The organism is Bacillus sp. RC242 (genome assembly GCF_044908245.1).
Lineage (GTDB): Bacteria > Bacillota > Bacilli > Bacillales > Bacillaceae_G > Bacillus_A > Bacillus_A mycoides.
The window spans coordinates 26,151-42,540 of record NZ_JBIYCZ010000009.1; the positions used below are offsets into that span (position 1 = coordinate 26,151).

At 33.1% G+C, this 16,390-nt stretch carries 9 protein-coding genes and 2 pseudogenes; 3 read left to right on the forward strand and 8 right to left on the reverse strand.

The annotated features are described in order from the left end of the window. Nucleotides 1-58 precede the first annotated feature (58 nt). Nucleotides 59-508, forward strand: coding sequence for a MarR family winged helix-turn-helix transcriptional regulator (locus ABH957_RS17515; RefSeq protein ID WP_404511869.1), 450 nt, complete (start codon nucleotides 59-61; stop codon nucleotides 506-508). Between the two features lie 551 nt (nucleotides 509-1,059). Here the strand turns inward: ABH957_RS17515 and ABH957_RS17520 are convergent. Further along, nucleotides 1,060-2,496 carry an MBL fold metallo-hydrolase gene (locus ABH957_RS17520; RefSeq protein ID WP_016126969.1) on the reverse strand — a complete coding sequence of 479 codons (1,437 nt, stop codon included), beginning with the start codon at nucleotides 2,494-2,496 and terminating at the stop codon, nucleotides 1,060-1,062. A 66-nt stretch (nucleotides 2,497-2,562) separates the two neighbouring features. Further along, a complete protein-coding gene (locus ABH957_RS17525) occupies nucleotides 2,563-3,762 on the reverse strand; it encodes an NAD(P)/FAD-dependent oxidoreductase (protein WP_016126968.1) in 1,200 nt (399 codons plus the stop codon). Nucleotides 3,763-4,285: 523 nt separating this feature from the next. Here ABH957_RS17525 and ABH957_RS17530 point away from each other — a divergent pair. Then, nucleotides 4,286-4,540 carry a DUF5065 family protein gene (locus tag ABH957_RS17530; RefSeq protein WP_080118804.1) on the forward strand — a complete coding sequence of 85 codons (255 nt, stop codon included), beginning with the start codon at nucleotides 4,286-4,288 and terminating at the stop codon, nucleotides 4,538-4,540. A 681-nt stretch (nucleotides 4,541-5,221) separates the two neighbouring features. On the opposite strand, the gene ABH957_RS17535 is transcribed toward ABH957_RS17530, so the two are convergent. The 4 genes and pseudogenes from ABH957_RS17535 to hblC form a co-directional block, all read right to left on the reverse strand. Continuing rightward, nucleotides 5,222-7,831, reverse strand: coding sequence for a putative mucin/carbohydrate-binding domain-containing protein (locus ABH957_RS17535; protein ID WP_404511871.1), 2,610 nt, complete (start codon nucleotides 7,829-7,831; stop codon nucleotides 5,222-5,224). 511 nt (nucleotides 7,832-8,342) lie between these two features. Then, on the reverse strand, nucleotides 8,343-9,476 hold the full coding sequence (gene hblA / locus ABH957_RS17540; protein ID WP_404455317.1) for a hemolysin BL binding component B: 1,134 nt from the start codon (nucleotides 9,474-9,476) through the stop codon (nucleotides 8,343-8,345). A gap of 31 nt (nucleotides 9,477-9,507) precedes the next feature. Further along, complete coding sequence (gene hblD, locus ABH957_RS17545; protein ID WP_404511958.1) at nucleotides 9,508-10,737, reverse strand: hemolysin BL lytic component L1; 1,230 nt, start codon at nucleotides 10,735-10,737, stop codon at nucleotides 9,508-9,510. A 62-nt stretch (nucleotides 10,738-10,799) separates the two neighbouring features. Then, nucleotides 10,800-12,123, reverse strand: a pseudogene (gene hblC / locus ABH957_RS17550) (hemolysin BL lytic component L2). A 607-nt stretch (nucleotides 12,124-12,730) separates the two neighbouring features. Here hblC and ABH957_RS17555 point away from each other — a divergent pair. Next, nucleotides 12,731-12,817 (forward strand): annotated as a pseudogene (locus ABH957_RS17555) (undecaprenyl-diphosphatase); the annotation flags it as partial. A 7-nt stretch (nucleotides 12,818-12,824) separates the two neighbouring features. Here ABH957_RS17555 and bla read toward each other — a convergent pair. Further along, nucleotides 12,825-13,751, reverse strand: coding sequence for a class A beta-lactamase Bla1 (gene bla / locus ABH957_RS17560; RefSeq protein WP_404491022.1), 927 nt, complete (start codon nucleotides 13,749-13,751; stop codon nucleotides 12,825-12,827). Nucleotides 13,752-14,033: 282 nt separating this feature from the next. Further along, nucleotides 14,034-16,169 carry a peptidoglycan D,D-transpeptidase FtsI family protein gene (locus ABH957_RS17565; protein ID WP_404455311.1) on the reverse strand — a complete coding sequence of 712 codons (2,136 nt, stop codon included), beginning with the start codon at nucleotides 16,167-16,169 and terminating at the stop codon, nucleotides 14,034-14,036. Nucleotides 16,170-16,390: the final 221 nt, after the last annotated feature.

The window sequence follows — 16,390 nt, forward strand, 5'->3', positions numbered from 1 at the left end:
TATGTTAATGTTAACTTCATATAATTAAGTACTTAGTTAATAAGAAAATGGTGATATTATGACAAATTCTATAAATAAGATAACTGCAATAGACGAACTTAGTCAGGCTATATATAGTCTGACTGCAGCCGATGGACGTTTAAGAGGGCGAGCTACTCGTACATTAGGAGCAGTTTCAATGGTCCATGCTCGAACTCTTAAAGTATTAGCTGAAGAAGGTGAATTATCAGTCAAAGAATTAGCTGATCAAGCAGAAACTACCGCCGCTGGTATTACTCAATTAATCAATGGATTACAACAAGCAGGCTACGTTGAGCGTGTTCGTTCAAATAACGATCGGAGAGTTGTCAAAGTCCGGCTTACGCCTAGTGGTTTAAATTGTCATTTAGAAAGGGAGGAAAAACTAAAACATATTCTTAATGCGAACCTTTCAGATTTTGATGCAGAACAAATCGAGAAATCTTCTGAAATAATTAGGTGCCTAGTTCATGTGCTTGATCAACTATAATAGTATTCTAAAGCTTTCTTAGGTTCTGAGAACTAACTCCATCGCCATTAAGTTAAGTAATATATCACCAGCAAAATTGAAAAATGGGCTGAATACTCAAATATAACTGTAAGATTTTGAACTACTCCCACTTAACGACTTTGCGGCCTTTTTGAAGTGGGAGATTTCTGTGAACATCGGTGTACCCACCAGTTATCTTAGTAGGATCCGCCCGTAGTTCCTATGGTGGGAACTGAAGTGTCTTTTACGTTGCCTCACCACGTTTCCTACTTTAGCTTGATTTTCGCAATTTCGGCAAGCGCGGGACGATAGGACGTTGAAAATTTTACGATTGCAACGAATTTTCTGCAACCAACCTCATATCTTCAGTTTTCAAAGATCAATCTGTACAAGTATATGGTTAAAAACATTTTGGCTTACGCCAACCGACATGCATCCCCCACTTAAAATTGACGTTTTACACCTTCACATTTTTAAGAAAGGAGTCTTTTGTCAGAAATCGATAAAATCGCTCCAATTCCTATTCATATAAATTAGTAAAAAATATTTTCCTATACCTTGGAATTAAATGTATCATAAGGCAGTCCTGCTTTTTTCCATGCAAGAAATCCTCCCTTTAAATTAACTACTTTCTTTATATCAGCTTTTTGTAAAATGCTAGCTGCTATAGCGGAACGTAAACCCGTTCGACATTGTAAAACTATTGGACAATTTTTCGGTACATCATCTAGCCGTTCAAGTAGATTACCTAAAGTGATATGTATTGCATCATGAAGATGTCCTTCATCCCACTCTTTTTTACTACGCACATCGATAACCTTTACACTTCCATCTTTTATTAACGGATATAATTCATTTGATGTTTTTTCCTTATAAATCTCTAAACTATGGAATCTTTGAATTACCTTTGAAGGTGCAAAAGCAATAATATTATCTAAGCCAATGGACTCAAAGTCTCTAATAACTTCCTCCACTTTAACATTTTCCGCATCTAAAATTATTAAAGTTTCTTTTTTATAATCTAATATCCCCCCACACCAAGTTGTGAAAGAATTGTTATAAGGTATGTTAATTGACTTCTCGATGTGGCCAGCAGCAAAACACTCTACATCCCTTATATCAACTATTTGCTGAACACCCCTCATCACTTCTTGAAGTTCTTCTATTATATAAATAGCAGTAATCTCTCTCTTCTTACGAGTTGGTGGACCATACTTATTTAAATGCTTCATTAATGGAAAATACTTTGGAGGCTCTGGCTGTCCCGTCAATAAATTCGATATAAAATTATCTTCATCATTACATTGAAACGCCCAATTAAACATCTTTTCATAACCTAATGTGGAAGTTGGAATTGCTCCTAATGCTTTTCCACATGCACTTCCTGCACCATGTGATGGCCATATTTGCAAATAATCGGGGAGTATTTTTATTTTTTGTATAGAATCAAATAATTGTTTCGCTCCTATTTTTGCGGTATCTTTAATACCAACAGCAATTTCTAATAAATCGGGTCTACCTATATCTCCTACAAATATAAAATCACCTGTGAATATTCCTATCGGTTTATCATTCATATAATTATTTTGACTTGTATCGGTTACTAAAAAGGAAATACTTTCAGGCGTATGCCCTGGGGTATGAATGACATTGAATTTTATATGACCAACCTTAAACTCCGTTCCCTCTCTAACCAAATTGTATCGGCCCTCGTTAAGATTTTGATATTTCCAATCACTATCTCCTTCATCTGATACATATAAATTTGCATTAAAAAGAAGGGAAAGTTCTCTAGACCCAGATAGAAAATCTGCATGAATATGAGTCTCAGCCGCAGCAATTACTTCCATTCCCTCTTTCTTAGCAAATTCTATATATTGTTCTATATAGCGGCTGGGATCAATAACAATTGCTACGCCTTCCTTCTGACAACCAACTAAATAGGAAGCATGAGCTAATTTTTCATCATAAAAATATTTTAAAAGCATAGCTATTCCCTCCAAATGCTTATTTCAAATTACTTCTCGGTTGTTACAACAACTCTCTATCTTTCCTTATAGAATCCCTTTCAACATTAAATTCCAATACATATAGGGCAACATATACCTTTTAAGTAAAAACATACTATACCGTTCTTTCGCTTGATTAAACGGAAACGTTTCTTGAGGCTCATGTTCATAGTTAAATTCAGCGAGTATAAGACTTTTATATCCTGTAACAATCGGACAGGATGTATACCCATCATAATTAGCCTGCAAGTCTCTTCCATTAAGTACGTCCAAAATATTTTGTTTTAAGACAGGTATTTGTTTTCGAATTGCCGCTCCAGTTTTAGATGTAGGTAAATTGGTACAATCTCCAAGTCCAAAAATATTCTTATATTTTACATGCTGCAAAGTATAAGGACTTATATCTACCCACCCCTGATGATCACTTATCTCACTTTCTTTAATAAAGTTAGGTGGCCCCATTGGTGGAACAACATGTATCATACTATATGGTACTGTTTCTCGTTTCAGTGTTTGCGTATCTTCAAAAATTGCTTCTCTCTTTTCAGCTATAATTTCTACTAAGTTTTTATTATAGTTCGTTATAATTTGCTTTCTTTCTAGTACTTGTTCTAATGTTTCAGCATAACGCGGTACCTGAAATATGTTAGCGTTCGCAGAATAAAACATTACTTCACTTCTGTTTTTCAAACCGCTATTACAAAAATACTCTTCTGCTAAATACATAATTTTTTGTGGGGCGCCACCACATTTAATAGGAGTATTGGGGTGGGTAAAAATCGCATTTCCTCCTTTGAATTTTTCAATTTCTCTCCAAGTAGAATCAACATATTTATAAGAATAATTGCTACAAACCCCATTAGTCCCAATAGACTCCTTTAAGCCTTTAATACCACCCCAATTTATTTGTATACCGGCTGCTACAATAAGAATCTCATATTCAAGTAGCATTCCATCATCTAAAAGTATCTTATTTTGATCTGGAAACAACTTAACAACACTTTTAGGAATCCACGTTGCTCCTTTTGGAATAAGTGATTCTTGATCACGCATCGTACATTCCTTTGAAACAATTCCTCCCCCAACTAAACTCCATAGTGGTTGGAAGTAATGTTTTTTAGATGAATCGATAATAGCTATACTTTCTTTCAATAGGGATACATTTCGTAACAAATGTGCAGTAGAAGATAGTCCTGCAGTCCCAGCGCCAATCACAATAATTTTATAATTATCTCTGGTCTTCATTATCCTCTTCCTATCTGAATTTAATTTTTAAGTTAACTAATTATTAGCCTTATTTCATCGTAGTAACAATATTATAAGATAAAAATACTATTATTTTATCTTATTAAAACGAATATTCCGTTAACTTTATCCGTCGACATTACTATATGCGTAAATCCCTTATGTTACTTCTTTAATTTGTTTCAAACTCTACAAACTTTACATTTCTCAATATTAGCCTGTATCCTATCTCACTTTAATGACATTACACTTCTATAGATAATGAAATGCAAGTTTCTTTGGTATGGTTTGTCCATCCTCCTTTTCAGGAGATAGACAAAAACAATCTTATTCCAATAGCTATATTACCTATTCTTTTTTGAATCTTTGTTATAAATATCTATACATGCATTTGAGAACGTCTTTGTTGTTTTTCCAGTCCCTCAATAATGTGAGAATTGCTATTACCATATTTCCCGTAGCCTTTGATTTATAGGGAGCTGAAAATAGTACATACCAACCCGACTGGAATATTGAACACCTCATAACAGGAGATACTTTCTACTTAACTCAACGTTTTGGTAGAGCGCATTTTGGTGCCAAAATGAAGATTTTCAAGGTTCACCCTGACGGCACTTTACAACGCTTTATTACAATTGAACCAGAATTTATTACTACGCCTAAAGGGTTAGAAATTTGGAGAACACCAATTACAAATGTATATACTAAAGGGACATATATTGCAGTAATTAAGTATAACCGAGAATTTACCTACTCAAATCATTTTCAAATTAATTAACTCTTTCCTACTCAGTAGCTAGAATTGATTAATTAGGTAGCTATGAAGAATTAAGATCTTAACCAGCTTCAATTTGATTTTAACTTTTTTAATATAAACACATTTTACTTTTAATAGAAGTAAGTTAACTATTATATCCACCTACTCTTCGTATGCAATATTGCATACGAAGGGCCTTAAATATTTTGGTATACTATGCATGTGGATTTTTCATCCAAAATTCCACTCAAACGCATATTTATGTATATGCCGACCCTAATTGCTAAAAGTGAGAAGAATGTTATTCATTCTTCTCACTTTTTTTATTTAAAATGTGTGCTTGTACTTAGGTCTTTAGATATTTTACATTTTGAATCTTAATACTAATCCACGTATGTGAATTTCCTTATAAAAATAAACTCCAAAATAGAATTAATCTTCCAAATTCCACCTATGGAGTCAGTTGTTTTCTAAAAAACATTCCAGCGTTTTTATCAATTGATTTTAGAATAGTCAAATAATAATACCGTATACAAGCTCTGCATAAATTATTCATTTTCTTTTATATAATACCTACCTTTTTACTTCTAATAAATCATTAAACATTGGATTATATTTCACTTTTATATAAATAAAAGCCAAATAGCCGTTCATAATGAACGACTATTTGGCATCTTACTAATAATTTGAAGTTTATTCATATTAATCTATTTTGCTTAATCCCGTAGAAGTAACTTGATAGGTTCTTTTTTTACCTATATATTCTTGTTTATTATTCTCAAGGTTAATAAGTGTAGCCCGTGTCTTTTCCTTTACTGCTTCCCCTTCTATATGGGTAAACTCGATATAATCTCCCACTTTGACTGGCACAGTTTGTCTTTCAGCAGTTTGCTGTCTATTTCCCACTATTTCCTTATTGTACACAACACTACCGGATGAATTCTGTACTTTGATACTTGCATACGTATTATTAAAATAAGAATGTGGTACGCCTGCTTCTAAATTCACCTGTATTTTCTCTGTTACCCTATTATAATTTACTTTTGCAATTTCTCTATCACTATATCCTTTTAAAGACCAACCAAATTGATTTCCGTCTAAAACCGTTGTTTCTGGCATTTTTTCTACTTTCTTCAGACCTTCTTTTGTAACTTCGTACATTGCTTTTTTTCCAAAGCTTTCTTGTTTACTATTATCTACATTTGTGAAAGTAGCTCTATGCACACCTTCTAGATGTGTTAACTCAATATAATCCCCTACTTTAACTGGAACTTTTTGCGATTCAGCATTTTGTTGTTTGTTTCCATAGATGTCTTTATTGTATACTACTTTTCCTGATGCATTTTGTACTTTAATACTCGCATATGTTTCATTAAAATAATGATGCGGTACACCTGCTTTTAAGTCCACTTGCATTTCTTCTGCCGACTTATCGAAATTGATTTTAGCAAACTCGAAATCACTAATTCCTTTTAGTGACCAGCCAAATTGATTTCCATCTAAAATTGTTGCTTTTGGCATTTTTTCTACTTTCTTCAAGCCTTCTTTTGTAACTTCGTACATTGCTTTTTTTCCAAAGCTTTCTTGTTTACTGTTATCTACATTTGTGAAAGTAGCTCTATGCACACCTTCTAGATGTGTTAACTCAATATAATCTCCTACTTTAACTGGAACTTTTTGCGATTCAGCATTTTGTTGCTTGTTTCCATAAATGTCTTTATTGTATACTACTTTTCCTGATGCATTTTGTACTTTAATACTCGCATACGTTTCATTAAAATAATGATGTGGTATGCCTGCTTTTAAGTCAATTTTCATTTCTTCTGTCGACTTATTGAAATTGATTTTAGCAAATTCGAAATCACTAATCCCTTTTAGTGACCATGCAAATTGGCTTCCTTCAAAAATATTATTTTCATTAGGCACATCTGGTTTAATTGGATTAGAATCCGTACCCTTCCAAATCTCTGCTGTTAAAATTGGATATCCTAATGCAGCCACTTTTTGAATGGTATCGTTATTTGGACGCAATCCCCACTTCTCAAAGAAAGGTATCAAATTTTGTTTGGCTACTTTTGATGCCGAAATCATAAATAATTGTTTTTTATTTTCATCAGTTTGTGGAAGTTCACTTGAAGACATGTCTCTATACAATTGATGCAATTTAGGATAGAAGTCCTCTCCATATGCTAACTGTAGTTGCCAAAGCATAACAAGCTTAACAAAAACATCACTAACTTCGTCATAATTTTTATTAGGTTGTTCTAAGTATTGAAATGCCTTAGTATAAGCGCCCTCCTGTTGCAATCTAAAAGATTGATTAGATGTAAATGCTTTTTCTACAGAAAGGCTGTAAATATTATTTTGTACTTCTGTCATATTATAAAACTTCCAAGGTGATTGCTGTCTCAAATGCCCTGCCTCATGCCAAGGACCCCAGCCATCTTTTATAAATTTATTAATATCTAACACGTATTGGATTGCATCTCCTACATATGCGGTTCGATAAGAAGTTGCATACATATAATAATCGGGAGAATGATTTTCTTCTACGTAATGAATATAATGTTTATCTACTTGTTCCTCGGATAAACCAGCTACTTTGTCTTGAATTCGAGTAGCTTCATCCATCTTTTTTAAGAGTTGTACAGGATCTGTATTAGAACCTAACAAATATTTCTTAACACGTGCAGGGCTGGCCGTAATTAATACACGTTCTCCTTTTAACTCCACTGCATGTGCATTGGGATATTGGTCCAGCATGTTTATTAAATCTTGTCTCGTATGCTTTCCTAGTTCAAAAAAGGGAGTAGTCGTTCCACCTGTTGTGACTGTTGTTCGAATGGTACCACCTTGTTGTTTATTATAAAAATAAATCATCCCCCCATTTGGAGATTGGATTGTGTTTATACCAGGTTTTAATGTAAATGATTTTATTTTAGAATCTTCTCTCCAAGAAGCATCATACGAATACGTTCCAATGTATGCTTGAATATTTTGATTTCCTTCTACATTAATCGTTATTTGTTCATTTGGCTTTGCATATAAACCAGTGGGTTCATATGGACTAAATGCCATACTTTTTCTTTCCTGTTGTTTCAGTACCTCAACATCCCCTTTTCCTGGGACTGTATATATTCTGTTTTCTGATTTAACTGGCTTTTCCTCTTGCAGTGATGTCGATATTTTTTTTTGCTGCTTTGTTTCCTCTGCAAAGACATCTGATGAAGAAACCATTCCAGTCGTAAGCATAGTTACTGTAGCAGTAGCTGCAAGTATTTTTCTAGTTTTATATTTTGAGTTATTCCCCATATTATCTCCCTCATTTTCCCTTAGTACATTTAAGGATTATTATTTTATTTATTACGTTTTTACACCAAAAATTTTTTACGCTATTTATGTTGTATCTAATACTCTATTTTTCCTCATAATAGTCTCCTTTTCTTTATTTCTAATTGTTTATAAATGTTATTTGATGACACATAAAATAACAACTTTACGATAAACTCATCAATAACAACCTATTATGTTTTGATTTAGTATTGTTAACTTCCATCTAATTGTATAAAAGTATTCAATTAGGAAAATAAGAATATAAAGCTCACTAATCATAGATTAGGTTTTATGGGAAAATTCATAAAAATCATTCACTTTAAAATTTCAAACTTGTATAACTATTTTCCGCATATAGGATGGAATTATAAAAATATTTCAATAAAATAAAAGACAGAGGCCTGATGATACCTCCGTCTTTTCAATTTATAAAGAACAAAAAATCATTTTATAACTGTATAAATGCCCTTGCAACAAATACTGTATTACGCTATTTTTTTGAAGAAACAGGATCCATTTTTAATGTTTTTATCCCTTCTTTTAATGTAAACGCATCCGCTCTCAATGTTTTCCAACTATCTTTCGCTGCATTCAAATTAGGTTTTAGGAATTTGAATTTATTTTGATCCGCTTTTTGGGATGCTTTATCAATATGACTAAGCACTCCCGAATATTGAGAATCTAAATCATGCCATTGTGCAGACATATAGGTAAGTGCATTAATAGCCGATCCAATCGCATTGTGCATTTCATTAATATTATTATACGCAACACCAACTACACGATTTAATGTTACTTTATAATCTATAGTCTGACGTAATTGTGCTAACAACGGCTCTAACGTACCTAAATTATTTCTTGCTACCCCTATCATTACACCACCAGCAATCCACGTAGGAATTGAGGGAATTGATACAGTTATTATTCCATCTGATTCTACTTGTTTAAAATGTCTTACTTGCTCTAAAACTTCATTTAGGCGCTTTTCATCTTCATCAATTCCAGATGCTTGGTTTTTCAGAATCGAATGCAAAATATCTTTATGACCTGCAAATGCTCGGACATCTTCTCCAATACTATCTCTTAACTTAGCTAGTTCTTGTATTAAATTCTGTGTATATGCTTGATTTTGTTTAATCTCACCTTGTAAATCTGTCATGCCTTCTTTTAATGTGTCTGCATCCCCTTCATTAATCGCTTCTACTAATGTGTCATAATAATTGTCGAATTTAGTATCATACTCTACAATCCCCGTCAGTGTATCTAAAAGTTGTTTTTTTATGTGTGACTCCCATTTCGTAGCATGCTCTCTTGCATTCTTTTGATCTTGTAGAATTTGACTAGGTAGATTTGTATATCCTTTAATGTCAATCCCTTCAAAGTTAACATCTGGGTTTTTAATTAACAAATAAGAGTAATCATTCATGGATTTTGCAAATACCCCAGCATCTTGCAAAGCTTTTTTCATCTTTTCGCTGTTTACAGAAAGAGATATATCTTCGGTACTAGTTTGTTCCATTTTACTTTCACTTGCGAAGGCTGCCACTGGAGAAACTACAGTAGTTGTTGTCAGAGTTAAAAACGTCGATACAGCAAGTAGTTTATAAGGAAAGTTTTTATTCATTTTAATTCCTCCTATACATATATATTGATTTTTAATTTGTTTTTTCTTGTTTAAAAGCAATGTCTTTTGAAATGAATTCTGCATCCTTATGAATATCACTCCAACTTTGTTTTGCAGCCTTTAAATCATCAGGTATTAAAGAAAGTTTATGTTCTTGCATTTGGTCGATATTATCATATAGATCTTTATAATTCGCTCCCATCGTATTCCATTGTTGCTGAATACTTGTTAGAGACATAATTGCTTGATCAACTGTTTGATACAAATATGTTAAAGTGTCTTTTGTATTAGTAAGTGAAATAACTGCTTGGTTAGCTAAATCAGCTTTCATACTTAATTCTCCAATTTTATTCGAAATTTCATTATAGGAGTTCATATGATTAGATGCCTCAACACCAGCTGCTGTTCCTAAACCGATACCAGCTGCCCCTAGAGCTGTTAGACCACCAACAACAGCTGGTGTCGCTGTGCCACCGGTCACAACAATTACTACCGCTCCTGCAATCGTTCCAATAACTAAAATAGCTGCTCCTAATCCACCACCAATTGACCAGGCTAATACATTATCAAAATGTGCTTTCTGCGTAGAACGTAAATTCTCAATTTCGGCCTGAAGTTGTGGGAATAGTGCTTGTTTTCCCGCTAATATAGCCGTTAATCCCCCTTGTCCATCTGGACCTCCAACATTATTTTTAAAATCTACAGTATTTGTATACAACTTTGTTTTGAAAGCTTCTAACATCTTAATAACTTCCGTAACTTCATTTGAATTTGTATGAATTGTACCGATTAAATCCCCTATTCCTTCTTTGAGGCCCGCCTTATCTTTCTTTTTTACAGTATCTACTAGTGTGTCGTAATAATTTTGAAATTGTTCATCATAATTTACAATATTACGTGCTGTCTTTTGAATGTTTGGCTTCGCTGTATCTAGCCAGTAATTTGCATTGATTCGTGACAGTTCCTGATTCAGGTGAATGTTTTTGATTAATTCTCCCCCTCCTGAACCTAAATCAATGTTGGATAAATTTACATTCGGTTGCTTAATCATTGTTTTTGCGTACAAATCCATTACAAGAATACGAGAGCCTGTTTCAGCCAACACTTTCTTTAACCCTTCAGATCCTAACGCATAATTTTCTATTTTCTGTTCTTGTGCTGTCTGTTCTTGTGCAAGTGCGTGAATAGTACTACCATTCGTAGCAGTTATAACCGTTGCTAAAGTGGCCAAAGTTATGACCTTAAATGGAAATTTCATTATTTGATTCTCCTCCTTATTTTCAATTGAGTTATTATCTTTTTATTAAACCTAAATTCTTAATATTAAAATTTACAAACTTGTTCTTCGAGTTGATTTGTTACATTTTTTAGTCGTCTTAATGTATCTTTTTGAGACTGAGTGTTACTAGTATCAACTTCAGTCAATAATTTTGTAATACTATTATTTATTAGATTCAAATCCTCTTTATAACGTTTCATTAGCTCAATTTCTCCATCTACTTGATTAGCAAATGTATGCAAATCATTTTGCATGAAAAGAATCATTGATTTTTGTAAATCTGCTACTGTTAATTTAGTTGTTAAGTCATATAATTTCTGATTTTGTTTCTCTAAATCATTTAAATATACTCTTTGCTCTGCTGTTAGTTTATTAATTTCGGCAAAGGTACTATATGTTTTTTTTATTTTTTCAGGATCAATCACTTTCATAAGATCATACTCTTTCGTTTTTGTAACTGCAGCTGCAGCAATTTCACCTTTTTTACTTTTCTCTATCGCTTCACGTGCTTCTTTTTTGGCAGCTTCAATTTCTATAGCTGATTTTCCCTTTTCTGTTGCTTCCTGCTCTGCTTTCTTCTCTGCTTCTACAATAGTATTATTTATTTATTTCTTTTCCTTTGTTATACGCTACTACCGCTGTTTGAGCAGCCGGTTCAATGATATCTTTTGATAGGCTATAAATCTCTTGGAATACCTTTAGCCCTTGTTCATTTAAAGCTCCTGGTAATAATGCTATTTGCTCTAAATCATTTTGAATTGATTTTTTTGTATTTAGCATTTCATTTTTTAACTTGTCTATTTTTCCTGTTCCCTCTGAACTAAGTACACTCTGTGCTTTTACCACATCTGTATCAAGATTTTTCAGTTTCTTATCTACCTGTAGTTTAAGATCTGTTAACTCATTAATCTGACGTTGCACGTTTTCTTTGTTTGTTATAGTCATATCTTGAAGAACTTCCAGTCTATCTATAAACCCTTCTTTATCTTCCTTATTATCTACAAATCCTTTTAATGTTGGATAATAGCTATTAAATTTGGTTGCAAATCCTTTACTTTTTGAATTTAGTAGAATTAATTTTGGATATAGTTCTGATGACCACTCTTTCATATCTTGTTTAATTAGAAATTGAGTTGTATTTAAAGATGGAACTTCTTCAAGTTGCACATTCGGACTTGCTAAGGCTCCATCTATAAAGGTTTGTGTTAATTTGGAGTGTGCACCTATTTTTCGTAATGCTGAGGAAATATCTATATTATCTTGTTTCGTTTCTGCCTGAACGATTGGCATTGCGAGAGTATTGATAGGAATAGTCGCTCCAGTAACGATTGATGTTATTAAAAATCCTGTCATAATTTTATTCTTCATTCCGTACACCTCTTCACTATTGTTTTTTACAGTTTTAATCGTAAATTTTGTACAACCTAACGTTAGGATTTCATCACACACACTTGAGGATAGAAATTTTTCCGATAGAGTAATCGTATCTCGTTTTTTATTTATTTTTGATAGAATATAAGGACCTTACTTCCCCCTCATTTTAAACACTATGTTTTTCATAAGTAAACCTGAAAATCACATTGATTAAATTTAATTTTTCAGATATTTATTATTCGAATTTAAAAATATTATATTTAAAAAAGTTAAATACAAATTTCATTTCATAAAGTGAAATAATTATACTATGATAATTAAACATAAAAATTCTTTGATTCCCTTAAATCTATATGAATCCCTTACTTAAAAATGATTTCAATATAATTTAATAGTGATTAACACATATGTGTCTTTTATATGGATATGTAAAATTACATATCCATATAGGAGTATCTAGCTTAACTACTCCAAAATATTATTATCGTATACATAATAATCATATTGCTACGAACACCACAGGAGAAAATTTCCCTCATGCACTTTAGGGGATAAATTGTCCATGAAATAATAATTTTCGCTTATATACTTACTATTCATTATAGGAATACAAAAAAGCGATTCTTTTCACAGTAAAAAGAATCGCTTTCTAGGTTCCTATTTTCAATTACATTACATAAAGAATTGAGAAATTATCATTTAAGAGCCTTAACTATAACTTCAGCTGCATCTGCAATTAATTTATTATCATAGGTAGCTTCTTTCTCATCTTTACTAGATAAGATTGCAATGATAATAGGTGCCCTGTTCGGTGGCCAAACGATAGCAATATCATTCCGTGTCCCATAACTTCCAGCTCCTGATTTATCTCCAACTACCCAGTCAGTTGGTACGCCTGCACGAATAAGTTTGTCTCCTGTAGCATTTCCTTTCATCCACTCTGTAAGAATTTTACGTTTATCAGCTGGAAGTGCATTTCCGACCGTAAAAGCCTTAAGATTGGTAGCAATGGCTTTCGCTGTACTAGTGTCACGAATGTCTCCTGGAGTAGCTTCGTTTAACTCTGGCTCAAAGCGATCAGCCATAGTAACCCCATCACCCATCTGTCTAAGTGCTTTTTCATATCCTTTAGGTCCGCCTATTTTATTAAATAAAATGTTCCCGGCGGTATTATCACTGGAACGAACAGCCGCCTCTGCAATTTCCCCAAGTTTCATGCCTGTATCTACATGTTTCTCTGTAACGGGTGAATATTCCACCAAGTCGTCTTTCGTATAAGTGATAACTTCATTTAATTTCTCAGTTGAGTTTTGCTGTAGCAATACTCCTGCCGCTAATGCCTTGTAGGTTGATGCAAAGGCAAATCTTTCGTTAGGTCGATAAGCAATTGTTCGATTTGTACCAGTATCAATAGCATATACACCTAATCGAGCATCAAATTTTTTCTCAAGTTGAGAGAATTCTTTATACGTCGCATGATTTTTATGTTTAACTGGTCCGGTCTTTTCTTTCGCTTCAACTTGCAATGCCCCTCCTGTAAAAGCTTCTAGGCTTGTAAGACTTAAACCTAATATACCAACACATAAACCTATTTTTAACATCCTCTTGTTTTTCAAAATCATCATTCCTTTCAAATTTTCAATACTGAAAACAAGTAGTAAATTCAATACACTGTATCCTATTTGAAAACCTGTTTTTATACGTACACATAATAGACCATCTAAGAAACAAGTTTGTTCCATAAATTTAAAACCTTTTTAACTAGTAGCCAAGATATTAACAAAAGTAAGAGATAGCAACTATGATAGCCGCTATCTCTTATTTCAAATCTTCCTTTTTCTTTAACTTATAAAGGCTTTTATATAAACAGGGTCTCTTCCCCTGAGAAAAGTGCACAAATTTTACTATCTTTGATTCGAACTATCTGTACTAGCAGCTCCACCATGCATACGTTGCTTTTTTAAATCAAAGTATACATCTAAAATTTCCTTTCCAATTATAGAATTAATTCCATTTTTATCATCATGAAGCCATGGGACTACTACAGAAAATGCTACTTCTGGATTATCATATGGAGCATATCCAACTAATGTTAAGTTGTAACATTCCATACGTTCTCCTTTTGCATTTCTACCAATTGGATCATCTCCACCATATACAGTTTGAGCTGTCCCTGTCTTTCCTGCTGGTTTATATGGCGCATTTTTGAAATACTTCACGCCAGTTCCATCACCTTCTTGGAATACCCATCTAAAACCTTCTTTTATCCGATCAATATGTTCTTTCTTCATATCAACTCGATTTAATACGACAGGCTCTATAGAGCGTATAACTTTACCGACCTCTTCTTCTTTTATTGATTGCTCTCGTATTTCTTGTACAATTTGGGGTTGCATTCTATATCCACCATTTGCAATAGTTGAAATATATTGTGCCAATTGCAATGGTGTATACGTATCATACTGACCGATAGAAAAATCTAGTAAAAACCCAGGTTGACTATCTACTTTTCTCGTTTGCCCAATTATTTCATTCGGTAAATCAATACCTGTTGGTACCCCTAAACCAAATTGTTTAAAATAATAACGCATTTTATCAAATGCTTCTTGTTTAATATCCAATGAACCATTCGGTACGTAATTAACTCCCGCAATTTTTAAAGCTGTCTGGAACATGTATACATTCGAAGATACTTGTAAAGCTCGTAAATCATTAATATTACCAAATCCGGATACATTCCATGATTTCTTGGCTTGTGTACCTTTAAATTTCATCGGTGCATCATAAAATTGATCTCCTGGCTGTATTGCCCCTGTCTCATATCCAGTTAATAACGTTGCGCCTTTTACAGCTGACCCTAGCTCATACGAAGTTGTCATGTTACCTAATGCCAAATCCTCAATCTCTATTTTCCCTTCTTTTTCTACAATCTTTTTGCCTGCCATAGATAAAATCTGTCCGTTATTTGGATTTGTCATGACGACAAACGCTCGGTCCAACAGTGGCTCTGAACTCTTAAAAGCTCTCAAATTTTTCTCTATACTTTCTTCCACTTTCTTTTGTAATTCCATATCAATCGTTAATGTTAAACTATTACCACTTTTTCCTTTAGAGATTATTTCTGTGTTTATAATGTTTCCTGATTTATCAGTAATGTTTTTCACTTCTTCTTTTGTGCCGTGTAATACATCTTCATATCGTTGTTCAATATAACTTTTTCCTACACGGTCATTACGGTTATATCCACGTACCAAATAAGAATCTAAGTTTTCTTTCGGTAATCCTTCTTCACTACTTGTAATATTACCTAACACGGAACGAAATAAATTACCATTTACATAATTACGTTCCCAATCAACTGTTGTATCTACTCCTGGAAACTCCGCAAGTTTTTCACTTATCCGCGCATATTCTTGATCTGTCACATCTTTTTTTATAATTTGTGGTGTCAGTTGATAACCTGAACTCATTTTACTTTTAATAGCTAACAGTTTTAAATCTTGTGCTGTTAATTCTGCCAATTCTACTTCTGTAACGCGACTTCGTCTTAAGTCTTGAATTTTTTTGTCTAGTTCTTTTCCCTCTATTCCCTTTTCTTTAAACTTTCCTATGTCGTTTTTAGTAATCTTTGATTCCGCACGTTTCGTATTCAATTGCATCCAAAAATCTTTTTTATCGATATCGGTTAATTTATTTATATCTTGCTCAGGCATTTCAAGTACCTTCGCCAAGTCTTTTGCTGTTTTTAAAATATCTTCACTCGTAATCCCCTTCACCCTTGTATACGTAATTGTGCGAAGAGATTTATTATTAACGACCGTTTTCCCTTCTCGATCTAGAATCTGTCCACGTGGAACTGGTATACTAGTTGTTTCATTTTGACTGTTTTCCACTTGGTTCTTATAAGCCTCTCCCTCAACGATTTGTACTTTTCCTAGCTGCATAATAATAGCTGAGAATAGTACAAATATGCAAAGGAACATTATATTCAATCGAATAGATATATATGTCTTCTGTTTCTTTACTTTTTGTTCTTTCATAAATCCTCCATATAATTCTTCAGGAAATCCTCACTAATACTTAGTAAATAAATATACTAAAAGCGTTCCCTATATATTAGAAACCACTATTCAGTTATAATAGTGTCTTATCTTTTTTGTTAAATCCTTGTAAGCATCCATTCCTTTTGGTTTAGCCGTGTAATTGATAAATCTCCCTTCCTGTTTTTTTCTCTATTTTTTTGTCGCCTGCATTAGAAATG